General features: G+C 38.9%; 22 protein-coding genes. 13 read left to right on the forward strand and 9 right to left on the reverse strand.

The annotated features are described in order from the left end of the window. Positions 1 to 75 precede the first annotated feature (75 nt). The 3 genes from ACS5PU_RS15730 to ACS5PU_RS15740 all read left to right on the forward strand — a co-directional run bounded on the left by ACS5PU_RS15730 (position 76) and on the right by ACS5PU_RS15740 (position 3718). On the forward strand, positions 76 to 1047 hold the full coding sequence (locus ACS5PU_RS15730; RefSeq protein ID WP_439460110.1) for a polyprenyl synthetase family protein: 972 nt from the start codon (positions 76 to 78) through the stop codon (positions 1045 to 1047). Continuing rightward, on the forward strand, positions 1047 to 2102 hold the full coding sequence (locus ACS5PU_RS15735) for a TerC/Alx family metal homeostasis membrane protein (RefSeq protein WP_439460111.1): 1056 nt from the start codon (positions 1047 to 1049) through the stop codon (positions 2100 to 2102). Before ACS5PU_RS15730 ends, ACS5PU_RS15735 begins: the two co-directional genes overlap by 1 nt. 167 nt (positions 2103 to 2269) lie before the next feature. Next, complete coding sequence (locus ACS5PU_RS15740) at positions 2270 to 3718, forward strand: M20/M25/M40 family metallo-hydrolase (protein ID WP_439460112.1); 1449 nt, start codon at positions 2270 to 2272, stop codon at positions 3716 to 3718. Positions 3719 to 3836: 118 nt separating this feature from the next. Here ACS5PU_RS15740 and ACS5PU_RS15745 read toward each other — a convergent pair whose 3' ends face one another. Then, on the reverse strand, positions 3837 to 4265 hold the full coding sequence (locus ACS5PU_RS15745; RefSeq protein ID WP_439460113.1) for a CBS domain-containing protein: 429 nt from the start codon (positions 4263 to 4265) through the stop codon (positions 3837 to 3839). Between the two features lie 209 nt (positions 4266 to 4474). On the opposite strand from ACS5PU_RS15745, the gene ACS5PU_RS15750 reads away from it, so the two are divergent. Continuing rightward, on the forward strand, positions 4475 to 4774 hold the full coding sequence (locus tag ACS5PU_RS15750; protein WP_439460114.1) for a GNAT family N-acetyltransferase: 300 nt from the start codon (positions 4475 to 4477) through the stop codon (positions 4772 to 4774). A 223-nt stretch (positions 4775 to 4997) separates the two neighbouring features. On the opposite strand, the gene ACS5PU_RS15755 is transcribed toward ACS5PU_RS15750, so the two are convergent. Next, positions 4998 to 5984: a Gfo/Idh/MocA family protein gene (locus ACS5PU_RS15755; protein ID WP_439460115.1), complete on the reverse strand. Its 987-nt coding sequence runs from the start codon at positions 5982 to 5984 to the stop codon at positions 4998 to 5000. A gap of 192 nt (positions 5985 to 6176) precedes the next feature. Here ACS5PU_RS15755 and ACS5PU_RS15760 point away from each other — a divergent pair, with 192 nt between their 5' ends. From ACS5PU_RS15760 to ACS5PU_RS15770, 3 genes are all read left to right on the forward strand, one after another. After that, positions 6177 to 7202, forward strand: coding sequence for an acyltransferase (locus ACS5PU_RS15760; RefSeq protein ID WP_439460116.1), 1026 nt, complete (start codon positions 6177 to 6179; stop codon positions 7200 to 7202). A gap of 235 nt (positions 7203 to 7437) precedes the next feature. Beyond that, positions 7438 to 8754, forward strand: a complete 1317-nt coding sequence (gene ahcY, locus ACS5PU_RS15765; RefSeq protein ID WP_439460117.1) for an adenosylhomocysteinase — start codon at positions 7438 to 7440, stop codon at positions 8752 to 8754. A 443-nt stretch (positions 8755 to 9197) separates the two neighbouring features. Further along, positions 9198 to 9539 carry a DUF6370 family protein gene (locus tag ACS5PU_RS15770; protein WP_439460118.1) on the forward strand — a complete coding sequence of 114 codons (342 nt, stop codon included), beginning with the start codon at positions 9198 to 9200 and terminating at the stop codon, positions 9537 to 9539. Positions 9540 to 9695: 156 nt separating this feature from the next. Here the strand turns inward: ACS5PU_RS15770 and ACS5PU_RS15775 are convergent, their stop codons facing one another. The 3 genes from ACS5PU_RS15775 to ACS5PU_RS15785 form a co-directional block, all read right to left on the reverse strand. Next, positions 9696 to 10727 (reverse strand): polysaccharide deacetylase family protein, encoded by a 1032-nt coding sequence (locus tag ACS5PU_RS15775; RefSeq protein WP_439460119.1) that lies wholly within the window; start codon positions 10725 to 10727, stop codon positions 9696 to 9698. A 282-nt stretch (positions 10728 to 11009) separates the two neighbouring features. Further along, complete coding sequence (locus tag ACS5PU_RS15780) at positions 11010 to 11390, reverse strand: GtrA family protein (RefSeq protein ID WP_439460120.1); 381 nt, start codon at positions 11388 to 11390, stop codon at positions 11010 to 11012. Between the two features lies 1 nt (position 11391). After that, entirely contained in the window at positions 11392 to 13026 is a 1635-nt protein-coding gene (locus ACS5PU_RS15785; protein ID WP_439460121.1) for an ArnT family glycosyltransferase, read from the reverse strand. An 82-nt stretch (positions 13027 to 13108) separates the two neighbouring features. Here ACS5PU_RS15785 and ACS5PU_RS15790 point away from each other — a divergent pair, with 82 nt between their 5' ends. The 4 genes from ACS5PU_RS15790 (at position 13109) to gcvP (ending at position 18733) form a co-directional block, all read left to right on the forward strand. Next, positions 13109 to 13825: a pyridoxine 5'-phosphate synthase gene (locus ACS5PU_RS15790; protein ID WP_439460122.1), complete on the forward strand. Its 717-nt coding sequence runs from the start codon at positions 13109 to 13111 to the stop codon at positions 13823 to 13825. A gap of 69 nt (positions 13826 to 13894) precedes the next feature. Beyond that, complete coding sequence (locus ACS5PU_RS15795) at positions 13895 to 14791, forward strand: EamA family transporter (protein ID WP_439460123.1); 897 nt, start codon at positions 13895 to 13897, stop codon at positions 14789 to 14791. A 113-nt stretch (positions 14792 to 14904) separates the two neighbouring features. Beyond that, positions 14905 to 15468 carry a hypothetical protein gene (locus ACS5PU_RS15800; RefSeq protein ID WP_439460124.1) on the forward strand — a complete coding sequence of 188 codons (564 nt, stop codon included), beginning with the start codon at positions 14905 to 14907 and terminating at the stop codon, positions 15466 to 15468. A gap of 388 nt (positions 15469 to 15856) precedes the next feature. Then, positions 15857 to 18733, forward strand: coding sequence for an aminomethyl-transferring glycine dehydrogenase (gene gcvP / locus ACS5PU_RS15805; RefSeq protein ID WP_439460125.1), 2877 nt, complete (start codon positions 15857 to 15859; stop codon positions 18731 to 18733). A 206-nt stretch (positions 18734 to 18939) separates the two neighbouring features. On the opposite strand, the gene ACS5PU_RS15810 is transcribed toward gcvP, so the two are convergent. The 3 genes from ACS5PU_RS15810 to ACS5PU_RS15820 form a co-directional block, all read right to left on the reverse strand. Further along, positions 18940 to 19395, reverse strand: coding sequence for a hypothetical protein (locus tag ACS5PU_RS15810; RefSeq protein WP_439460126.1), 456 nt, complete (start codon positions 19393 to 19395; stop codon positions 18940 to 18942). 64 nt (positions 19396 to 19459) lie between these two features. Next, positions 19460 to 19822: a glyoxalase gene (locus ACS5PU_RS15815; RefSeq protein WP_439460127.1), complete on the reverse strand. Its 363-nt coding sequence runs from the start codon at positions 19820 to 19822 to the stop codon at positions 19460 to 19462. Positions 19823 to 19837: 15 nt separating this feature from the next. Further along, on the reverse strand, positions 19838 to 20185 hold the full coding sequence (locus tag ACS5PU_RS15820) for a hypothetical protein (RefSeq protein WP_439460128.1): 348 nt from the start codon (positions 20183 to 20185) through the stop codon (positions 19838 to 19840). 223 nt (positions 20186 to 20408) lie between these two features. Between ACS5PU_RS15820 and ACS5PU_RS15825 the strand changes: the two genes are divergently transcribed. Next, positions 20409 to 20996, forward strand: a complete 588-nt coding sequence (locus ACS5PU_RS15825) for a YceI family protein (RefSeq protein ID WP_439460129.1) — start codon at positions 20409 to 20411, stop codon at positions 20994 to 20996. Positions 20997 to 21182: 186 nt separating this feature from the next. On the opposite strand, the gene ACS5PU_RS15830 is transcribed toward ACS5PU_RS15825, so the two are convergent. Further along, the gene (locus ACS5PU_RS15830; RefSeq protein ID WP_439460130.1) at positions 21183 to 21947 is read right to left on the reverse strand and encodes an MBL fold metallo-hydrolase; all 765 of its coding nucleotides are present in this window, start codon (positions 21945 to 21947) and stop codon (positions 21183 to 21185) included. Between the two features lie 112 nt (positions 21948 to 22059). On the opposite strand from ACS5PU_RS15830, the gene ACS5PU_RS15835 reads away from it, so the two are divergent. Further along, positions 22060 to 23385 (forward strand): sulfatase-like hydrolase/transferase, encoded by a 1326-nt coding sequence (locus ACS5PU_RS15835; protein WP_439460131.1) that lies wholly within the window; start codon positions 22060 to 22062, stop codon positions 23383 to 23385. Positions 23386 to 23405: the final 20 nt, after the last annotated feature.

The raw sequence follows: 23405 nt of genomic DNA on the forward strand, positions 1-23405 counted from the left end.
CTGTACAATGCTTTGCATTAGATTATCTTTTTATGGGAAATTAGCTTAAGTTTGCAATCAAAATTTTTCGACTTAATGCCGGGAATCGAACAGATAAAAACACCTATAGCAGCCGATATTAAAGCGTTTGAAAAAACCTTTAAAGAATCTATGCACAGCGACGCACCGTTGCTGGATAGGATTACCCACTATATTGTAAAGCAAAAAGGCAAACAGATGCGGCCGATGTTCGTATTTTTTGCAGCAAAACTATGCGGTGGCATTACCGAATCTACACACCGTGGAGCAGCTTTGGTTGAGCTTTTGCATACGGCTACGCTGGTACATGATGATGTGGTGGATAATGCTTACGAGCGCCGTGGCTTTTTCTCCATTAATGCCTTATGGAAAAATAAAATCGCTGTTTTGGTTGGCGATTACCTGCTTGCCAAAGGTTTATTGCTTTCGGTAAACAATAACGAACACCGTTTGTTACAGATTGTATCCGAAGCGGTGAAGCAGATGAGTGAAGGGGAGCTGTTGCAGGTAGAAAAAGTGCGTAGGATGGATATTTCGGAAGAGCTGTATTTCGATGTAATCCGCCAAAAAACAGCTTCATTAATTGCTTCTTGTTGTGCGGCGGGTGCAGCATCGGCAGGTGCTGATGATGCCACAATAGAGAAAATGCGCCTCTTTGGTGAAAAAGTTGGCATTGCCTTTCAGATTAAGGATGATACCTTCGATTTTGGAACTGATGATGTAGGCAAACCGTTGGGCATTGATATTAAGGAGAAAAAAGTAACACTGCCCTTAATTTATGCGCTTAATAAAGCCGAAAAAACAGAACGAAAAAGGATAATTAACCTGGTTAAGAACCATCAGGATGATCCGGTTAAAATCCAGCAGATTATAGATTTTGTAAACGCCCATGAGGGGGTTTATTATGCCAACCAAAAAATGTTGGAATACCAGAATGAAGCTTTTGCCATTTTGCATGCGTTTGATGCAGGCGAAGCAAGGACCGGTTTAGAACAACTTGTACTGTATACCACTGAACGCAAAAAATAATGAGCAACGAATTACTTTTCAGCTTAGGTTTTCTTCTTTTTATTGTATTGATTCTGGCTTTAGATTTAGGTCTTTTTAGCCGGAAAGATCATATTGTGAGTTTAAAACAGGCTGGGGTAATGAGCTTGGTTATGGTTGCATTGGCCATAGGCTTTTACTTCTTGCTGTTAACCGAAGGCCATCAGTTGCATGGGATTAAAGATTTTGCCCACCTTCAGGAAATTGTAACCAAACATCAGCACCACATTAAATTGCTGCCTGACGATTTTGACGGCAGTTTAGCCATTTACAGGCAAAACCTGGGCTTAGAGTTTTTAACCGGTTATGTAATCGAGTATGCGCTTTCGGTTGATAATATATTTGTTATTGTATTGATATTCTCGGCCTTTGCCGTAGAAGAAAAATATTACCACCGTGTACTGTTCTGGGGGATTTTGGGTGCAATTATTATGCGTTTCATCTTCATTTTTGTAGGCGCGGCACTCATCGCTAAATTTGCATGGATCCTTTACATCTTCGGTGCATTCCTGGTTTTTACAGGGATAAAAATGTTTTTCAGTAAAGAAGAAGATGATAAAATCGATCCAGAAAATCACCCCGTTGTTAAATGGGCATCAAAAATATTCTCGATACATCCTAAATATGAAGGGAAAAGCTTTTTTGTAAAAATCGACCATAAAACGCTGGTTACACCTTTGTTTTTGGTGTTGCTCATTGTCGAATTTACCGATTTGTTATTTGCTGTTGATTCTATTCCAGCTATTTTTGCAGTAACCAAAGATCCGTATATCGTATTTTTTTCGAACATTTTTGCCATTATGGGCTTGCGTTCAATGTTCTTTTTACTCGTAAACATTATCCACAAATTCCACTACCTTAAAACGGGTTTGGCAGTATTGCTGGCCTTTATCGGGGTAAAAATGCTCGGACATAATTACCTGGAGAAGTGGGGTTTTACCACCGAACATTCGTTGATCATTATTTTGGCCATTTTGGTAATTAGTATTGTCGCTTCTTTGATCTTCCCGAAGAAAAAGGGGCATGTTAAACCTTAGTTTTTAGCAATTAAGATTTTCTATTGCTTTCCTTATTAACCATATAAGGCCTATAAGCTGCAATGAACTTATATGGTTAATTTTATTGGAAAATCTAAAGCAAAATAACCGTTACAGCATCAATCCTGTGCTGCAAATTTGTATTTTCACCCAATTATCAACTTATTATGAAATACTTTTTCTCAGCTGCACTCATCTGTTGTGCAATATTGGCCAATGCCCAAGATAAATTCGGTGATGTTTTTGCCAAAATCAACACCGAAGTGCAACAAAATGCTAAAGCTTATCAAACGTTAAAATTCGAAACCGAAACCATTGGTCACCGTTTAACAGGTTCAGCAAATGGGGCAAAAGCAGAGCAGTATGCTTTCGGTTTATTAAAATCATACGGTTGCGACGTAAAATTTCAACCTTTTGAAGTAGAAAGCTGGAGTAGAAAAACCATTAATGTTGAAATTGGGGCTGATAAAAACAGTTTAACCAAAGCCAAAGCAGTTACACTGGCGCATTCGCCGGTTAATGCCAATGTTACTGCTGATATTGTGGATGCCGGTAATGGTTTAGAGGCCGATTATCAAGCCGATCCTGCTAAATTTAAAGGAAAAATTGCATTGATTTATCTGGGGGTATTACCTGGCTCTGCTGCCGGAACAAAATCTTTGCACCGCTCAGAAAAAACAGCAATTGCTACAAAATACGGTGCAACTGGCGTCATTATTATCAATACCGTAAAAGATGGCGTACTGCTAACAGGTACAGCTTCTGTAACCGGTAAACTGATTGCTATCCCTGCGGTTTGTATCGGTTTGGAAGATGGCATGGCCCTGAAAGAAAAATTAAAAACACAGCCGCAGATTGCCCATATTGAAATGACGAATTTCTCAGGCATCATCAAAGCCAGAAACGTAATTGCCACTTTTAAGGGTACAACCTTACCAAAAGATAAAATTGTAGTTGGTGGACATTTAGATAGCTGGGATTTAGCCACCGGCGCCATTGATAACGGAATAGGTTCTTTTGCTATTATAGATATGGCACGCACATTTAAAAAACTGAATCTGAAAACGAAACGAACTGTCGAGTTTGTGTTGTTTATGGGTGAAGAGCAGGGTTTATTGGGCTCAAAGGCTTATGTAGAGCAGGCTAAAAAGGAAGGAGCCTTAAACCAGGTGAAGTTTATGTTAAATTACGACATGACCAATGATCCGAAGGGTTTTTCTACCTCTAGGGCTGAGATGAAAGATTTATTTACAGCCTGGGGTGCAGAAATTGTAAAAATAGATACGGGTTTTAAAAATTTGTTTAACGCTGGTGCAGGCCTACATAGCGATCATCAGCCATTTATGCTGGAAGGAATTCCAACTGGAGGTGGTTTTGGCGGTAAACTGCCTAATAATTCTGGCCCTTTTTATCACTCAGATGGCGATTCGTTTAAACTGGTTGATGAGCAGGAATTGAAAAATACGGTGCGTTACAGTGCCATGCTTACCTATGCTTTGGCCAATACCCCAAAAATTCCGGTAGGGGTACAGGGTGAAGATGAGCTTAAAGCTTTCTTAGAATCGCAGAATTTAAAAGAACCCCTAACCATTGCTGGTGAGTGGAGGTGGAAATAGCAAATTCATAATACAGTTAACAAGATTAGCGGCCATTTCGGTTATCTCTACCGCTAATTTTTTATTGAATGATATTAAAGCGTTCCTGATCCGATAATGTTTTTAGTCCGATGGAAATTTACCCACTAATATAGCTTTCTAACTGAGAAATAGTTTGTTTTTGATCGGCGATAATGAATTTAACCACGTCTCCGATTGAAACCATACCTTTTACTTCATCATTAACTACAATGGGTAGGTGGCGTATATGCCGCTCTGTCATCAGTTCCATACAGTAATCAATGCTATCGGTTAAGGTAATGGTAATCGGGTTGGCCGTCATGGCTTCCATAATCAACGTATCTTTAGATGATTTGCCCTGAAGGATGATCTTCCTGGCATAATCCCTTTCAGTAAAAATGCCCGATAGTTTTCCATTTTCCATTACTAAAACAGCGCTGATGTTCTTTTCTGTCATTACTTTTAAGGCATCCAAAACCGAAATGTTTTCCGATACCGAGATAATGCGTACCTGCTTGGTATCTAATAAGTGTTTTACAGTTTTCATAACAGTGAATTTGGTTATAACAATTTAAGCAATAATTGATTGAAAATCAAAGTTTTGTTTAAAGGTTGGTCGCTATAGTGAATTGAAGGTTCACAAGCGGGAATCAAATCGCAAAAAGTGTAAAACAATAAAGGTAATTGTCGTAATTTGCTTTCACATAATCGGGCAGATTTAATGATCAAAAAACCGCAAATTTAAACGAGGCAATCATGGCAGAAGTAAAATTAAGCCTTCAAGAGGAAGGACCAAGTTCATTCGATATTTTCGATGAGAACGGCAAGGCCGGAGAAATGGTATTCGATATTCAGGGAAATGATTTAACTGTTTACCATACAGAAGTAGAACCCGATAGAGAGGGGAAAGGATATGCCAAACTACTGCTCGATGCCATGGTAGCTTATGTAAGGGAAAACCAATTGAAGGTAATTCCATTGTGCCCATACGTGCATTTACAGTTTAGAAGACACGAAGAACTTTACAAAGATATCTGGAACAAGATAAACGAATAGTAGTTATGGGTATGGCATTATCATTCATCTGCTATGCTAAAGGACTGAAAAATCCTGTAAAATGAGAAAGCCCCATATTGCTATGAGGCTGAATTTTTTTGCTTTACAGACATCCATCATATAAAGCTAAACCAAACAAACTATATGATAAACAGGATGGCCGAAAAATTGTTTTAAAATTTGTGCAAAATTTTTAAAAAAAATAAAAAGATAAGCCTGAGGGCTATTGCTTCTGGTTTTTCGAAGTAAAGCCATCCAATAATTCCATAGTTTTTAACGCTTCTTCGCCGCTGCAGGGATTGCCCGATTTATTTAAGAAGTATTCAACTACTTTTTCAATCATCGGCTGTTCTACATGTGCCAATGGCAGAAAATCAAACTGCTCTTCTTTACCGTTAAGGGTTAGTTTAATCTGGTGTCCAAACATGGGGAAACTTATTTTTCCCTTTGCTCCGTAAATATCACAGGTGTCGAGCTGTGCGCCTTCGGCTACCGTAAAACACCAGGTACCGTTAAAAAGCACTCCGTTTTCGAATAAAATATGGCCGTTAACAAGATCGTCAACCTGCTGCTGCCGATCCTGCTTAAGGGGAATGCCACTAAATTTTTTAACCGCCCCAAAGAAATAAAGCATTAAATCGAGCTGGTGTGGCGCAAGATCGTGAAATAGACCACCGCCGGCAATACTTGGATCCATTCGCCAATTATAATCGGCCTTGGCAATAAGCTTGCTTTTTTGAGGCTGGAGCATTTTTAAATCAACAAAACGTATATCGCCGATGATATTATTCTCCAATAACGATTTAACTTTTAAAAATAAAGGCTGTTCCCTGCGGTAATGGGCCACGCTCAGCTTAACCCCATAATTGTTGGCCGCATTAACCATGCGCTGGGCTGCTTCGGCATTTAAGGCCATTGGTTTTTCTACATATACCGGCTTTCCGGCTGCAAGCGCTTCGATGGTATAGGCTTCGTGCTGCAATGGGGGCGTGGCAATGTAAATTGCATTTACTTCAGGGTCGTTAATCAATTGGGTGGCATCGCTATACCATTTTGGTACACCATGTCGTTTGGCGTAATCTGCAGCTTTTTCGGCATCCCTACGCATTACAGCTACTAATGATGAATTGGGTACTTTGTTAAACGCCGGACCGCTTTTAACTTCAGTAACATCTCCACAGCCAATAATTCCCCATTTAATTTCATTCATAACACAAAACAGATTGATTTGGTTGGTAAGTTAACAATAGGCTTTTTATTTCTAAAGTGCCGGAGGGCTTAATCGGTAATTTTCCGCAGCTAGAATTCAGATAATCTAATAGTAAAACCCAGTGTCGTAATTTATTATTGAACAAACTTTGTAATTTTAAAGCCAGATAGCTAATAAGAAACTTGCATAATAATGGATAACAAACAAAACGAAAGAGTGCTGTGGGCTGATTATTTGAGGGTTTTAGGTACTGTATCGGTTATCTTCCTGCATATTGCTGCAAATACAGCCTCCCAATATGGCAATATCTCTACAGTTTTTTGGTGGGTAGGCAATGTATACGATAGTTCTGTTAGGTTTTGTGTGCCAATATTTGTAATGCTTACAGGTGCACTTTTATTAAATGAAGAAGTTGAAATCTCTGGATTTTTAAGGCGGCGTGTTATTCGCGTTGTTCTTCCCCTGTTTTTTTGGAGTCTTGTCTATATTTTAAACTCATTAAACGGTGTAGAAATGTCGGCTATGGCTTTAATTAGGAATATTTATACATCAATGGCGAGGGGAAGTGCATACCATCTCTGGTATGTTTATATGATCATCGGAATTTATCTTTTTATACCGATAATCGGAAAATGGGTTAGAAACTGTAGTGAAAAAGAAATGTTGTATTTCCTATGTATTTGGTTGCTCACACTTTTTCTCAATCAACCGTTTATACATAAGTTTAAGATAAATATCGATTTAACCTATTTTTCGGGTTATTTGGGCTACCTTATTCTTGGATACTACCTATCAAAGAAAACATTCAAACATGAAATCCGTGTAAAATGCATTGCAGTATTTCTAATCATTATCGGTATTGGCATTACTGCGGTTGGCACCTATTTAGTGTCAAAATACAAGGGAGAAATGAATGGTGCTTTCTATAGTTATTTAACCCCCAATGTGCTGCTGATTGCTGTTGGCGTATTTGTTTCGTTTAAAACATCCAATTTTACTGGGCAGAACTATATCATCAAGTTTATCAATAAATATAGTTATGGTATATATCTGGTTCACATTTTGGTTTTGTTTTTTATGCCAAGGTTAGGCTTAGATGAAATTCTGGTAAATCCTATTTACGCTATTCCCTTAAAAACAATTGTATGCCTATTTGTCTCTGGAGTTATTGTATATATCGTTAATAAACTTCCTTATGGAAAATATATTTCCGGCTAGCCTGTGCACCTGTGTTTACACATTTTAGGCGGTTAGGTAAGATATTGGCATATTTTGACAAATAATTTATGCAGAATGGTTTACGCTGAAGATTGAACTTTGTAATTGGTTAAAGTATTGCGTAATTTTGGAGCTTGAAAATAATGCTTAAATCTAGCGGTATGCAAATCATGAAGCAGCTTAAAGGTTTGTTATTTTTAAAATACTGTTTTACAAACAATTAAACAATTATATTATGTCATCAGTAGAGACAACTTACATCCCTTACAAAGTTAAGGACATTTCACTGGCAGAATGGGGCCGTAAAGAAATCGAATTAGCCGAAGCAGAAATGCCAGGTTTAATGAGTTTACGTAAAGAATTCGGTCCAACGCAACCGCTAAAAGGCGCACGCATTGCAGGTTGTCTGCACATGACGATCCAAACTGCGGTTTTAATCGAAACATTAGTGGCCTTAGGTGCAGAAGTTACCTGGTCATCATGCAATATTTTCTCTACACAAGATCATGCTGCTGCTGCAATTGCTGCTGCTGGTATTCAGGTTTATGCTTGGAAAGGCTTAAACGAAGAAGAATTTGATTGGTGTATCGAACAAACTTTACACTTCGGTCCGGAGCAACAACCATTAAACATGATTTTGGATGATGGTGGCGATTTGACCAATATGGTTTTTGATAAATATCCTGAGCTGATTGCAGCCATTAAAGGTTTATCAGAAGAAACTACCACTGGTGTTCACCGTTTGTACGAAAGAATGAAAAACGGAACATTGCACTTACCTGCAATTAACGTTAACGATTCAGTAACCAAATCTAAATTCGACAACAAATACGGTTGCCGCGAATCATTGGTAGATGCGATCCGTCGAGCAACCGATGTAATGATGGCCGGTAAAGTAGCCGTTGTTTGTGGTTATGGAGATGTTGGTAAAGGTTCTGCAGAATCTTTAAGCTCACAAGGTGTACGTGTTATTGTTACCGAAATTGATCCGATCTGTGCTTTACAGGCGGCAATGGAAGGTTACGAAGTAAAACGTTTAGATACCGCAATTAAAGAAGCAGATATCGTGGTAACTACAACTGGTAACTGTGATATCGTTCGCGAAAAACACTTCAGGGCATTAAAAGATAAAGCTATTGTTTGTAACATCGGTCACTTCGATAACGAAATCGATATGGCTTGGTTAAATGGTACTTATGGCGATACCAAGGTTGAAATTAAACCTCAGGTTGATAAATATACCATCGACGGTAAAGACGTTATCATTTTAGCTGAAGGCCGTTTGGTTAACTTAGGTTGTGCAACTGGTCACCCAAGTTTTGTAATGAGTAACTCGTTTACCAACCAAACTTTAGCGCAATTAGAGCTTTGGACCAATACCGCTGCTTACGAAAACAAAGTGTATACTTTACCTAAGCATTTAGATGAAAAAGTAGCCCGTTTACACTTAGAAAAAATCGGTGTAGAGTTAGATGTTTTAGATCAACACCAGGCTGATTATATCGGTGTACCGGTAGAAGGTCCTTTCAAGGCAGATACTTACAGATATTAGTACTGAGTTTTCAGTCGAAAGTCTATATAATTATGAGGGATGTGCAATTTGCATATCCCTTTTTTTATTTCCCTCTCCCAGAGGGGTGCCTATAAGGCGGGGTATCTATAGGTATTTCCTAAAAACCGGAGAGATTTTTAAGGCGTAACGTCATCCTGAACTTGTTTAAGGATCTATTTAGGGATAATTTATTTTGATATGGGCGTTCCCCCAATCCCGATGAAAAATCGGGGAAAGGGGGCGAGCTTTTCAGGGCTACGCTGCGCTCCGGTACCGGTAAAGGACCGGCACTGGACCCTTACAATCCCTAACGCAAAACCCACCGTTTTAGATTAACCTCGGAAGTTTTTGAACGGCGTAGCCCTCATAGAGGCATTTTAAAAAAACATTAACATCGAATTAAACCTACTGAGATTCGTTATATTTACAAAAAAACACAAACAATGAAAAAGTTAATATTTGCGATCCTTTTGGGCGTATTTGCATTTTCTGTAAGTGCGCAAACTACACCTCAAAAAGCAACTGCTTCCAAAGTGATAACCAAGCAAACTGTTGATATTGCCTGTAGCGAATGTCAATTTAAAATGAAAGGTAAAGATTGCGAACTAGCTGTGAAGATTAATGGCAAACCTTATTTTGTAGATGGTAAAGGCATTGACGATTTTGGTGATGCACATGGCGAACACGGTTTCTGCAACGCCATTAGTAAAGCAGAAGTTACAGGTGAAATTGTAAATAACCGGTTTAAAGCAAAAGAAATAAAGTTATTGCCGGTTAAAAAGTGATGATACATTAACCATTAAGGCACAAAGGGCAATAAGAATTAAAAACATTTGTGGCTTCGCGTATTTGTGGTCGGTTTTTACTATTTAGTTTAAATTTTTATCTCTGCGGCCTCTGTGTTTTTCTCGGTGATCTCTGTGGTAAAACAAAGAGATAACTCATTCAAATTCCTTTTCCAAGCCCTGTCTTAAATCGAAAAGCAGCCACTGTTTGTTTTTAACATTGGCCTGTTGGGTTTTTAACAGCTGTATAAAATCTTTAACGCCAATTTCTTCGTTCCCATTGCCGTGTATCAATACAATACTACCTGCATTGGGCTGCTGACCTTTGGCTAACCAAGCGTCGCTTCCAACCGGGATAAGACCATAAGCCTCAATTTTTTCAACAATGCTTTTATCCGATACCAGGCCAGGAAAACGGAAGAATACCGATGGCGTTAAACCGTTTTTAAGCATCAGTTTTTCATTTTCCAGCACTTCTACATCTAAATTGGTGCCCGGGGCCAATAAAAAGTTCTCGGCCAGGGGTAAACTATTTACTTCATGGTTGTAGGTATGGTTTATCCAGGTAATATTCAGTTCCTTTTGTGCAATCAAACTTTTAAGCCAGTTCAGGTCATCCTGATGTTTCAGCATCCATTTGCCCGAAACAGAAACTGCTAGCGGGGCAGGCTGCTCTATCTTTTTAAATTCATCAAAAACCGATTGAAAAATAACCCGGTCTAAAGCCTTGTGTGAAGGACAAAGATCGATGGTTAAGGTAATTCCCTTTTCGTTTGGGATGGCATGATCGATGCCCGCGTTTTGTAACTGGAGATCTTTAGCGGCTGCGGCCTCGATGGATTTAATGTATGCTGTAGTTTTAAAAATAGCCAGTACATTCTGATACTGTAAACTGCTTAGCGTATACTTGCTGGCCAGATCGATTTTGGTATCCAAACTGTTCGGATTAACTAAGAGGATATATTTCTGATCATTGGCGGTAAAGCTTCTGATCGCTAAAAATGCATCTATTCCTTCAATATTGTTAGCATCGAGGCTAATGTTTTTAATTGGCTTTTTACTATTGATCCTTGCCAAGGCATAGTTCACTTTATATTTTTTGATGTCACCAAAACTTTGAGCAAAAGATAGCTGTGTTAAAAAACATAATGAAAATAAAGTGAGTAGCAAAGATTTAGATAACTTCATATTTCCTTATTTAAAATCTTTCTAATTTAGTTCAAATCTTTTATCTTTACCAGCAGGGTAATGAACAAAGAAAAATTAAAATTATGGTTTAAAAGGGTGGGCCTTATCGGCTTCCTATTTTTCCTGATTAAAGGATTAATTTGGCTTGTTGTAATTTATTTTGTTGGCAAAAACGTTTCTTAATGCGGTTCATTAGTTCACTGGTCATTGGTTCATTAGTCCATGCAAATCGCATGTATTTATCTTCCAAAATTATCCAAATTTCCATTAGTGTTCAGACTTTTACCTAAAAGTGAACAACATATTGGCCAAAAAATTCCAAACGAAAACAATTACAATTGCAAAAAACTTGGCTACATAAAAATTAGTCCCGTTTTTCCGTTGGTGGAAGAGGTAAATAATAATGGTATTTAAGCCCAGACCAATTAAACTAACCACTAAAAATTTACTGAATTCGGTTGCCCAGTGGATGTTGGTACTCTCGAATGTCCAAACGCGGTTAATGAGGTAATTATTGGTTACTGCAAGGGTAAAACCAATGGCATTTGCCACGTATTTGTTTATTTTAATCTTCTCTTTGCACAACCAGGTAGCGCCGAAATCTATTGCCATTCCGAGGAAACCCGTTAACCCAAATTTTAAAATGCGGAAGAATAAATCCATGTTAATGTATTTTAACCAAATAAAAATGTTCTAAAACCTGAGCACGGGTTTTGGGATTGATGAACTTGCCTGTTAACTTAGTGATGTGATAATACTCGAACGATTTTAATACTTCGGCATGGTATTCCGTCTTTAATCTTTGAAGCTCCGATTCAGGGGTGTAAATCACAAGGTCTTTTTTTGCGTTAAATTTATCAAGCGCTTCATAGCTCCAAAAATACTGAGGTTCGCCATTGGCATAAAAATCAAACGAATACGCATCAGGGTGCATTAAAACTGAAGCTTTTGCATTGGGATAATTTTCTTGTAGCCATTTTCCGGCCTGCATACCCGATTCGTATTTTAAAACCGATGGATAAAAAAATGCCGAGAGAAAAACCATAATCGATGCGGCAACGATTATGCTTCTGATGATCAGCGATTGAAAGCTTATCTTACGGAAAAAACCAAGGATAACCCCTACAAACGGAAGCGCAATGCCATAAAAACGAAAATTGAAGCCCGAATAAAAACCTATAAAAATTATAGCTGCAAGTAAAATGATCAGCAATACGCTCTGTATGTACCAAAATGCCTTTAAGTTTTTACCATCAAGTTTTTGCAGGTACAAGGCTGTGATGATGGCAAACTGTGGAAGAATGATCAATATATAATGTGGCAACTGGAATTTCGAAAGTGAAAACAGTAGAAAAGTGATTGCCGCACTTGTCCAGATCATGATGCTTTCTGCTGGAAGATTAACCCGGTTTTTCTTTCTGAAAAGGTTAACCACCGCGGTATAAAACAATATCGACCAAGGTAAAAATGCCCAGAGCGTAGTATGCAAAAAGAATGAAATGTCTCCCTTGCCCTTTATTGGTCCATTGTTAAAAAAACGACCGAACTGACTGTCCCAAAAAAAGAATTTTAAGCCCGACACCCCAGTTTTTCCGAATATAATTTTTTCAGGATGTAAATCGAACTGAACGTATAAGGTATATAATTCGGGGATGATGAAAATAAAAATCAAAGCAATGGCCAGCCACCATTTCAGTTTCAATAACTCCTTAAACTGTTTGGTTAACAGCCAATAAATAATAAAACCACCAAACACAGGGATCAGTACAAATATGCCCTTAATCATGATGGCGCAGGCGGCAAAGAATGAGCCTGCAACGATATGCCAAAAAGAACCCTGATGCGCTTTGTAGTAATGATAAATGGCTGCTAGGGTAAATGTGGTAATGTAAACTTCTGCGCGTACATCAAAAGTAGAAATGAGTATATGCAGCGAACTAAGTAAAATCAATGCACTGATCAATCCTGTTTTTTCGCCGTAGATATCTTTAGCCAGTTTGTAGAGATACCAGGCACCCAATAAGCCAAATAAAAAGGATGGAAGTTTGTAGGCAAAAGCGGTAATACCAAAAATTTTAAAAGAAGCTGCAGCCAGCCAAAAAGTGAGGTGAGGTTTATCGAGCCAATCGGCACCGCGCACATAGATATTGATCCAATCGTTGCGGAGTACCATATTTTTCGCAATAGAGGCGTACAGCGCAGAATCGGGTTCCATTACGCCACCAAAAAGTGCCAGTAAACTAACAATAGCAATTAATGCAATTAAAATTTTATATACCTGGGTATCTTTTAAGTTCATCTACAGAGGCAAATATGAGCAAAAAAAAGTCAATTTTTTTTAAGGTTTTAGATTAACAGACGCAAAGCCTTATCTTTGCTTTATGACAAAGTTATCTGTTAATATCAATAAAATTGCTACACTCCGCAATAGCCGTGGGGGTAATAACCCTGATCTGGTTAAGGTTGCCTTAGATTGTGAGCGTTTCGGTGCGCAGGGAATTACGGTTCACCCACGCCCAGATGAACGCCATATCCGTTATCAGGATGTTTACGATTTAAAGGCTGTTATTGCAACAGAGTTTAACATTGAAGGAAATTGTAAAGAAGATAAATTTGTTGATCTGGTTTTGGCCAATAAGCCGGCGCAGGTTACCCTGGTGCCCGACGCCGAAGGCCAGATTACCTCTAACCATGGATGGGATACTGTTAAACATAAAGATTACCTGAAAGAAATGGTTGCTGTTTTCCAAAAGGAAGGCATCCGCGTTTCTATTTTTGTCGATCCGGTGGTAGAAATGGTAGAGGGTGCAGTTGAAACCGGAACGAACCGCATAGAACTTTACACGGAGGCTTATGCGCACAACTATTTTGCCGACCGTGAAAAAGCAGTTGTAAATTACATCGCGGCAGCTCATCATGCCAATACACTCGGTTTGGGTATTAACGCTGGTCACGATCTGGATTTGCACAACCTTCACTATTTTGCGCAGAGCATCCCTGGCTTGTTAGAAGTTTCAATAGGTCATGCTTTAATTAGCGATGCCCTTTATCTGGGACTGGAAACCACCATTCAAAAATATTTGCAACAACTAGCTTAACAAGAAGAAAGACTAAAGCAAAAAGACTAAAGCTTTAATCTTTCCGCTTTAAGCTTTTAACCTTTATCTATGTTAAAAGGGATTCTCCTTGTTTTTTTCGGTGCCTGTAGCTTTGGCATATTATCTACTTTTGTTAAACTGGCTTATCACGAAGGTTATACTTTAGGCGATGTAACCGGTGCGCAGGCTTTTTTTGGTGCCGTAATTTTATGGATACTTTTTTTCTTCCAGCGCAGAACGGCAAGTTACAAGTCAAAGGTTGTTCCTGCCCTAACCCCTTGGTGGAAAATGATGCTGGCAGGTACATGTACTGGTTTGGTGAGTATTTTCTACTATCAAAGTGTAAAGCTTGTTCCTAATTCGGTTGCTATTATTTTATTGATGCAGTTTATCTGGATGAGCATTTTACTGGAATACCTCATTTTTAAAAAGAAGCCTACAGCATTGCAGTTTTTGGCCATCTTACTGGTGCTGGGCGGAACCGTTTTAGCCAGTGGAATGGTAGAAACGAATATACAAGATATGGATTTAAAGGGCATTGGCTTTGGCTTACTGGCCGCCCTTTGCTATGCTGGCTTCTTATTGCTGAGTGGTAAGATCGGGAATGAATATGCACCATTAAAAAAGAGCGCGCTGATGATTACCGGTGCCTGTATATTGATCTTTATTATTTTTCCGCCAACATTTTTATACAACGGCGCTTTAAGCGGAAGCCTTTTAAAATGGGGATTGATTATTTCGGTTTTCGGCACTGTAATTCCACCCTTATTTTATGCAGAAGGTGTGCCTAAAATTGGTACGGCCCTAAGTTCCATTTTAAGTGCTGCAGAATTGCCCGTTGCCGTAATGATGGCGGGTTTTGTATTGCAAGAGCAGGTTTCTTTTTTGAGGTGGGTTGGGGTTGTGGTCATTTTATCGGCCATGGTTTTGCCAAATCTGAAGTATCTGAAAAAAGCTAGCGGATAGAAAAGTTGAGGATGAAAGGTCAAAATTGAGCTAAATATCTTCTGACTTTGGGACACACGACCTCCGACTTACAAAAAAAATAAATATCTTTAAAAAGCATAACGTATTTACACATGAAAAAACTTACTCTTTATATTTTAGCCTTTATCGTGCTTGGCTTAGCGGCCTGTAAAACGAAAACTACCATCAACCAAGACGAAGCTTCCGAGGTAATTACCGATTATTTAAAAGCCAACCCTGAGTATAAAACCACCCGGTTTAAATTTGGCGAGATGAAGTTTAACAGCACCAACGATATGTTTGAGCTCGGAAAATATAAATCTTTGGCAAGCAAAGGTTTGGTTACGCTCGATCTGAAAGAAGCTAAAAAGAAATTCCTTTCAAAAGACAGTAGCTTTGTTTATCAGATTACGTTAACCGATAAGGCAAGTCCACTGGTATTGAAGCAGGATAACGATAGAGCAACGGTAAAAGTTGTAGAGTACGCATTGTCTGACGAGAAACCGGTTGATTTTGCACAGGTAAATTCGAGTACAGCAAAGGTAACCGTATCGCTAAAAATGGTGACTACCGATTTTGCCCCTTTCGATGATGATGCCAATAAAAACAGTAATTTCATTACCAAAACCTATAAGCTGAAGCTGAGTAAGGATGAAGGTTGGAAGGTGCAGAAGTAAGGTTAAATATTAAAGCGGAAAACAGAAAAGTCCGTCATTGCGAGGAGGAACGACGAAGCAATCTTACAACGATCGTTAGGTATGAAATAAATTAAAGCTTTTTGCTCACCCATAGCGTAGGATTGCTTTGTGCCTCCGCATGATACGAAGTGGCAAAAAGATTGAAACATATAGCGGGAACGAACTTAAATTTTAGCAGGCTATCTGCTTTCCAAATAATCGGATTATACGATTAAAAATGAACAAACGTTTGTCTTATTCTTTAGCTACATAATCTACTAATTTTGTCGCTTTTAAGCATAAATAAGACACCTTTTTTACACTGATTGATAGTAAAATACAGCTTCGTTTTTGCTACCTTTGCACGCAAATTTATTATTCATACCGCATGAGCTTAAATATCCATTACAAGGAAGATTTTCAAAATCGTCATATTGCGCCAAATGAGGCAGATACAGCCGAAATGTTGCAAACTGTTGGCGTAAATTCTATTGATGAGCTGATTGAACAAACTGTTCCGACGGCAATTAGGTTAAAACAGCCTTTAAATTTGCCGGCAGCAAAATCAGAAACTGAATATCTTGGTGCTTTAAAACAAACTTCATTATTGAATAAAGTTTTCAAAAGCTTTATCGGTCAAGGTTATTATGATACCATTACCCCGGGTGTAATTTTACGTAACGTATTTGAGAATCCAGGATGGTACACACAATATACACCATATCAGGCAGAGATTGCTCAGGGCCGTTTACAGGCTTTGTTAAATTTCCAAACCATGGTTATCGATTTAACCGGAATGGAAATTGCCAATGCATCTTTATTGGATGAGGGTACTGCCGCTGCGGAAGCAATGTTTATGCAATACAGCTTGCGTAAAAACCAGGCCGCCAAAAAGTTCTTCGTTTCCGAATTGCTTTTCCCTCAAACCATCGATATTTTAAAAACACGTGCAAACCCTTACGGTATTGAACTGGTTATTGGAAGTCATTTAGATTTCGTAGCCACTGAAGATTTCTTCGGTGCAATTGTACAGTATCCGGCAGGAAATGGTGAAGTTTTCGATTACAAAGATTTCGCATCTGCATTGCACAACCAAAATATTAAATTAACCGTAGTTGCCGATATTTTAAGCTTAACCTTATTAACGCCTCCGGGCGAGTGGGGTGCTGATGTAGTGGTTGGTACTACACAGCGTTTGGGTATACCAATGGGTTTTGGTGGTCCTCATGCTGCTTTTTTCGCCACTAAAGAAGATTATAAACGTAATATCCCTGGCCGTATTATCGGTGTAACCATTGATAGCCATGGCGATTATGCTTTACGTATGGCGCTGCAAACCCGCGAGCAGCATATCCGTAGAGATAAAGCAACTTCAAACATCTGTACTGCGCAGGCTTTATTGGCTATTATGGCTGGTTTTTATGCTGCTTACCATGGTCCGAAAGGATTAAAAGCCATTGCAGAGCGTACACACGGTTTGGCCATCAGCTTAGCTGCTACTTTAAAAGGCTTAGGTTTTGAGCAGCTGAATTCAGCTTATTTCGATACCATCCGTTTTGATCTGGGCGATTTAAAAGGTGGCATCCACTCAGGATGTATCGATAACGAAATCAACCTCAACTACGTTGGTAATGTGGTTACCATTTCGCTTGATGAAACGACTACCTTTGAAGATATTGTTTTAATTGCTAAAGTATTTGCTAAAGTAAAAGCCATTGCTGCCGATCAGGTTGAAGTGGTAGAAAATGTAGAAACGGTTATTCCTGAATCGCTACAACGTACTTCGGTTTATTTAACGCACCCAATCTTTAACTCGCACCACTCAGAGCATGAAATGTTGCGTTACATCAAATCATTAGAAGCAAAAGATTTATCGCTTTGCCACTCTATGATTGCTTTGGGCAGTTGTACCATGAAATTAAATGCTACAGCAGAAATGATTCCGGTTACCTGGTCTCACTTTGGCCGTATACATCCATTTGCCCCTGCCGATCAGGTATTGGGTTACTATTCTGTTTTTAACGAACTGGATAAATGGTTGAGCGAAATTACCGGTTTTGCTGCCATGAGTTTACAGCCAAACGCTGGTGCTCAGGGTGAGTATGCTGGTTTAATGGTTATCCGTGCTTATCACAATGATAGAGGCGATTTCCACCGTAATGTGGCGTTAATCCCTGCTTCGGCACACGGAACCAACCCTGCTTCTGCTGCCATGGCCGACATGAAAATTGTAGTGGTTAAATCTTTAGAAAATGGTAACATCGATGTTGAAGATTTAAAAGCCAAAGCAGAATTACACAAAGATAACCTATCGTGTTTGATGGTAACTTACCCATCTACCCACGGGGTGTTTGAAGAAAGTATCATCGAAATCTGCGAAACCATCCACGCTAACGGTGGACAGGTTTATATGGATGGGGCAAACATGAATGCTCAGGTTGGTTTAACAAGCCCGGCTAATATCGGTGCCGATGTTTGCCACTTAAACCTGCACAAAACTTTCTGTATCCCTCACGGTGGCGGTGGTCCTGGTATGGGCCCAATTGGTGTTGCAAAACACTTGGTTCCTTATCTTCCTGGCCATGCTGTGGTTGATATTGATAAAGGAAAATCTATTTCTGCAGTTTCATCTGCACCATGGGGTTCGGCTTCGATTTTGATCATCTCTCACGCTTATATCGCGATGATGGGTGCCGAAGGTTTAACGAATGCCACCAAGTATGCAATTTTAAATGCAAACTACATGAAAGCGCGTTTAGAGCAGCACTATCCAGTACTTTATTCTGGTGCTCAGGGCCGTTGCGCACACGAAATGATTTTAGATTGCCGTTCGTTCAAAGCTTTTGGAATCGAAGTTACTGATATTGCAAAACGTTTAATGGATTACGGTTTCCATGCACCAACAGTTTCGTTCCCGGTTGCGGGTACCTTAATGGTTGAGCCTACCGAATCGGAACCTAAACACGAGTTGGATCGTTTCTGTGATGCCTTGATCGCGATTAAAAACGAAATTTCTTCTGTAGAAAACGGAACTTTTGATAAAACAGATAATCCTTTAAAAAATGCTCCTCATACCGTGTCGGTAATTACCGCAAACGATTGGGATCATGCCTACAGCCGTCAAACAGCTGCTTTCCCACTTCCATATGTACTAGAACGCAAATTCTGGCCTTCAGTTGGCCGTGTTAACGATAGCCATGGCGATAGGGCATTAATTTGCGCTTGTCCGCCGATTGAAAGCTATTTGGAAGAGATTGTTCCTTAGTAATGTTGAAGGCAGGAAGGTAGAGGGTTTAAGGTTTTCCTTTCCAATGCCTCAATTTTCCCTTCTATCTTCATTGCGAGGTGGTACGACTTAGCAATCTATTTAGAAAATTGCTAAGTCTAAGTTCGTATCTTAACCAACATATTTATCTGCAGGTTTTATAGGGTCATTCCATAAAATCTGCAGATTTTTTTTGATATAGTAATTTATTTGCCTAACAATAATCCGTCAGAATTAACATTATAACCCTGAATTTTAATCTGATTGTTTTCTGCGGCCAAGGTAACCGTTTCTTTGGATTGAAATTTCGTTCTCTCCACGATGTAGTACAATACATAGGTTGCAGAAGAATTTGTGCCCCTTACCACTTTCGATTCCCAGTGATCGAGTTTTTCACTTTTAATTTCTCCAAGTTTGTTCAGTGCTCCGCTTAAATAATTGTTTAATTTCACAGCACTGGTTACGGCTTTGAACTGGGTACTTAGCAATGGATCTACTTTTTGAAATTCCTTTTTCTGAAGCAGCGCATAGAATTGATCAGCTACTTTTTCGGCATCTTTTTTATCTTCTTCACGGTTAATATATGTACTGTTAAAGTTGCAGCTGCTTAAGGTGAGTAATAGGCTAAGTGCAAATAGCGTTGCGCAAAACTTGTTTTTCATGAGCGGTTAATTTTTTTTAATATAGAATATTATTTTTTTTAGTCAGGCCAAGGGCAGTATATTTTTAATGAAATTGGCCAAAGTGCCATAAAATACCTGATGGATCGTGGAGAAAACACTCTTTGCCCCAAGGTTCGGTACGGATTGGTGTCAATCTTACATCGTCATATTTTTTAGGCAGATCGAGCGCTAAAAGCTCATCGTAATAACCGTTCACATCATCAACCTCTACAAAAATCATGGTATTATCAATCCAATCCTTTACATAGGCGTTTTGAAGGTAAAAGGCAATATCATTCATTTTAAAAACCGACATCTGATCTCCCAGTGTAGTTTCTTCAAAACCTAAATCGCGGTAAAAACTTCGGGAGATTTCAAAATCTTTGGCACCGACAAACGGCCTGATTGAGCTTATTTTATGTTTCATAATTTGATTTTAAGCTTAAGGTTTTCTGTACAAAATGCCGCCCAATATGGATAAGGGGGCAAAAAAAATGATGGCAAACAACTGTGTCCAATGGCTACCACCTGCGGTAAATAACGATATGGCGGCAAAACCAGCAATAATGAGGGCCAGTATATAATTCAGCATTAGGTTTTGACTCTTGGCAATTGCACCTAACACGTAACCGCTCAAGATTGAAAAGATGGCCCCATAAACGAGTGTCAATATTTTAAAGTTGAGCGCCGCATCGGCGTGGGGCCTTTGCACCGATAGTTTAAACAGTAAAAGAGATGAGATAACAAAGATGGCATAGCCGGCCAGCACGGCTAAAATTTTTCTGATCATATTCTAAAATTGTTCTGTTCTTAAAGTTTAAACTAATATAATCTTAAATTTTGGTGTTATTTAATTCACATTAAAAAGTAAACAAATTAAACCTTCACTATAATTGTCAAGTCAATAGAATGATTTTAAATAAATCCGATTATTTTTGAATAACTTAACATAGGTCAATAAGAATAGATCAAGTGTTAATATATCTTTGTATCAAAATTAAAAAAACCAGAAAATGAAATTAAAAATCTCTTCAATTTTTTTATTAGTGGCAGTTGTAGCATTGTCAGCTTTTAAAAACCCTACAAAACCAGTTACTTATACTGTAGATGCAGCAAAATCGACCATTACTTGGGTTGGTAAAAAAGTAACAGGTTCTCACAACGGAACTATTGCTTTACAATCGGGTACACTTGCAGTAAACGGTAAAAGTGTAACAGGTGGTACTTTCACCATCGATATGAACTCAATTAAAGATGCTGATGGTAGCGCTAAATTAGAAGGCCACTTAAAAGCGGATGATTTCTTTGGTGTAGCTAAATTCCCAACTTCAACTTTCGTAATTACTAAAGTTGCTGGTTCAGGTGCTAACGTAACTGTATCAGGTAACTTAACCATTAAAGGTATTACTAAACCATTAAGCTTCCCTGCAACTGTAACTGTTAATGCTGATGGTACTGCTTCTGCTTTAGCTGGTAAAATCGTTGTTGATAGAACTAAATATGATATCAAATATGGTTCTAAATCATTCTTCGATAGCATTGGCGACAAAGCAATCAACGATGAATTTGAATTAGCTGTGAAATTAGTAGCAAAAAAATAATTTTTCCCGTCTCGGAAAATAGAAAGCCCCGACAACTGTCGGGGCTTTTTTCGTTTTATGCCAGCTGAAGCAGGCAAAATAAATAATCATGGAATAGATTAGCTAACGATGAATTCATTGTGGTCCGGCTTTAGCCAGTCACAATTCAAAGGACTAATTCACATCATGCATCTGTTTGGACAAAGCTTACCTTATCTTAAACCCACCCTCAACAGCATCTACAAAGCCTGTTGCAGCACTTTTACCATGGTAAAACAAGCATTCCCAGTTTTCTTCTGCTGCTCTTTTGCCAAATTCTTTACGGAGTTCCATCGCCTTGCGGCCATCAAAATCATATTTGGCAATAAAGTTTTTAACCAGTTCTTCAGGTTCAGGTAAAACATCTCCTCCGAAAAACACTTTCTGATTACCTTCTGATAATAAAAAAACCTGGTGGTTAGGACAATGCGCGCCTGTAAATTCGAAAGAAATGGTTTCATCAAGTGCCCCATCACCTTCCACAAATTTCAACTGTGCATTGCGCTGTACAAAATCAAAAATATCGGCATGGTAAGAAGAAGATGTGCTGCTAAAAGCTGTTTCCCATTCTCCACGGTTAATTACATATTCTGCATCCGGAAAACTCAATTCTGTTTTATCGCCCAACTTATGGATCATACCACCAGAGTGGTCGTAATGTAAGTGCGACATGAGCACCTTGGTTACATCAGTAGGGTCGAAGCCCGCATTGCGGATGTTTTTGTGCAAAATCAGTTCGCCATGGTCATCGCTAAAGCCTAGGCCCGTATCAAAAAGAATCAGTTCGTTTTTCAGTTCTACCAAAAAAGGCTGAACGTTAATAAACAACGATGCCGGTCTATCTTTAAAATGATGTATAGCTGGGTCAAAAGGAACAAATTTCTTTGTAGCATCAACAGAATAGGTTCCTTCAAATAAGGTATGAACTTGCAAAATGTGGAGTTTTAATGTTTTTACAAAGGTAACAATCTAAACATTAGTATTTGTTTTGGTAAAAGCTTGGATACTTCCTTTTTTTGTAAAATATCATCCTTAAATTTCTACCATGAATTTTCGAATCCTAATTTTTATACTGGCTTTTGGCTTTTCCCTGCAGTTAAATGCGCAACAAAAGCCAAATGTAATTATTGTTTTGGCCGATGATATGGGCTATGCAGATATTTCCTGCTATGGAAGCCCGCTAATTAAGACTCCATTTTTAGACGGAATGGCTGCAAAGGGAATAAAAGCTACAAATTTTGTAACTACTTCGCCAACCTGTACGCCTTCAAGGGCATCATTGCTAACAGGTAGGTATTGTAGTAGGATGGATTTACCTTCGCCAATAGGGCCGGGCGATAAACGCGGGATCCCCGAAGATGAAATTACCTTGGCGCAGCTGCTCAAAAAATCGGGTTATGCCACCGCGCTGGTGGGGAAATGGCATTTGGGCGATCATGGCGTTTCGCTACCTAACAAAAAAGGATTTGATGAATTTTATGGTCTTTTATACAGTCACGATTATAGGGCGCCATATGTAAAAACCGATACTACGATCAAGATTTTCAGAAATACCAAACCAGAGATTTATAAGCCGCACGATAGTATTTTAACGGGAAATTACGCCCGCGAATCGATTAAATTTATTAAACAGAGCGCGGCCAATAAAAAGCCATTTTTTCTTTATTTAGCACAGAACATGCCGCATTTGCCAGTGGCTTTTGCAGCACAAAAAAGCAGAAAAACACCTTCAGCCGGAGGCGAACTGGGCGATGTGATTGAAGATATGGACGCCAGCTTAGCGCTGATATGGAAGCAGGTAGTAGCATCGGGGCAGGCGGATAATACGATTTTTATCTTTACCAGTGATAATGGCCCATGGATTAATGCACCACAGCGGATGTACGATGATGGCTTTACCAAATTTTACCATGTAGGTTCAGCAGGGGTTTTCAGAGGTTCGAAAGGCATTTCCTACGAAGGTGGCCATCGGGTTCCTTTTATCGTCTACTGGAAAGGCCATACCCTTAGCAATAACCAGTTAACCCAGCCAATTTCAAATTTAGATGTTTTCCCTACGTTGGCCGAGTGGACGAAAAGTAAACTGCCGGAAAAAAATTACGATGGACAATCTATAGCCCCATTGTTAACCGCAAAAAATTACAATCAGCCGCACCGCCCAATTTATTATCACAACTATGTTTTGGAGGGGGTTAAAGATGGCGACTGGAAATTGAGGATTACCAAAAAAGATAATGCTGAGCTTGCCGAACTGTACAATTTATCTTGGGATCCAGCTGAACGGGTAAATTTAATTGATGATGCAAAATATGCCGATCAGAAAGCGCATTTATTGAAGCTTTATCAGGCATACCCAGGAGCTGCAAAATAAATTAATTTTTGTTGTCCATC

Source organism: Pedobacter sp. GSP4 (assembly GCF_051857575.1).
In the GTDB taxonomy this organism is placed as follows: domain Bacteria; phylum Bacteroidota; class Bacteroidia; order Sphingobacteriales; family Sphingobacteriaceae; genus Pedobacter.

Bases quoted from the DNA above. Each gene is read 5' to 3' on its own strand.
- ACS5PU_RS15730 (WP_439460110.1), top strand. From the start codon at position 76: ATGCCGGGAATCGAACAGATAAAAACACCTATAGCAGCCGATATTAAA.
- ACS5PU_RS15735 (WP_439460111.1), top strand. From the start codon at position 1,047: ATGAGCAACGAATTACTTTTCAGCTTAGGTTTTCTTCTTTTTATTGTA.
- ACS5PU_RS15740 (WP_439460112.1), top strand. From the start codon at position 2,270: ATGAAATACTTTTTCTCAGCTGCACTCATCTGTTGTGCAATATTGGCC.
- ACS5PU_RS15745 (WP_439460113.1), bottom strand. From the start codon at position 4,265: ATGAAAACTGTAAAACACTTATTAGATACCAAGCAGGTACGCATTATC.
- ACS5PU_RS15750 (WP_439460114.1), top strand. From the start codon at position 4,475: ATGGCAGAAGTAAAATTAAGCCTTCAAGAGGAAGGACCAAGTTCATTC.
- ACS5PU_RS15755 (WP_439460115.1), bottom strand. From the start codon at position 5,984: ATGAATGAAATTAAATGGGGAATTATTGGCTGTGGAGATGTTACTGAA.
- ACS5PU_RS15760 (WP_439460116.1), top strand. From the start codon at position 6,177: ATGGATAACAAACAAAACGAAAGAGTGCTGTGGGCTGATTATTTGAGG.
- ahcY (WP_439460117.1), top strand. From the start codon at position 7,438: ATGTCATCAGTAGAGACAACTTACATCCCTTACAAAGTTAAGGACATT.
- ACS5PU_RS15770 (WP_439460118.1), top strand. From the start codon at position 9,198: ATGAAAAAGTTAATATTTGCGATCCTTTTGGGCGTATTTGCATTTTCT.
- ACS5PU_RS15775 (WP_439460119.1), bottom strand. From the start codon at position 10,727: ATGAAGTTATCTAAATCTTTGCTACTCACTTTATTTTCATTATGTTTT.
- ACS5PU_RS15780 (WP_439460120.1), bottom strand. From the start codon at position 11,390: ATGGATTTATTCTTCCGCATTTTAAAATTTGGGTTAACGGGTTTCCTC.
- ACS5PU_RS15785 (WP_439460121.1), bottom strand. From the start codon at position 13,026: ATGAACTTAAAAGATACCCAGGTATATAAAATTTTAATTGCATTAATT.
- ACS5PU_RS15790 (WP_439460122.1), top strand. From the start codon at position 13,109: ATGACAAAGTTATCTGTTAATATCAATAAAATTGCTACACTCCGCAAT.
- ACS5PU_RS15795 (WP_439460123.1), top strand. From the start codon at position 13,895: ATGTTAAAAGGGATTCTCCTTGTTTTTTTCGGTGCCTGTAGCTTTGGC.
- ACS5PU_RS15800 (WP_439460124.1), top strand. From the start codon at position 14,905: ATGAAAAAACTTACTCTTTATATTTTAGCCTTTATCGTGCTTGGCTTA.
- gcvP (WP_439460125.1), top strand. From the start codon at position 15,857: ATGAGCTTAAATATCCATTACAAGGAAGATTTTCAAAATCGTCATATT.
- ACS5PU_RS15810 (WP_439460126.1), bottom strand. From the start codon at position 19,395: ATGAAAAACAAGTTTTGCGCAACGCTATTTGCACTTAGCCTATTACTC.
- ACS5PU_RS15815 (WP_439460127.1), bottom strand. From the start codon at position 19,822: ATGAAACATAAAATAAGCTCAATCAGGCCGTTTGTCGGTGCCAAAGAT.
- ACS5PU_RS15820 (WP_439460128.1), bottom strand. From the start codon at position 20,185: ATGATCAGAAAAATTTTAGCCGTGCTGGCCGGCTATGCCATCTTTGTT.
- ACS5PU_RS15825 (WP_439460129.1), top strand. From the start codon at position 20,409: ATGAAATTAAAAATCTCTTCAATTTTTTTATTAGTGGCAGTTGTAGCA.
- ACS5PU_RS15835 (WP_439460131.1), top strand. From the start codon at position 22,060: ATGAATTTTCGAATCCTAATTTTTATACTGGCTTTTGGCTTTTCCCTG.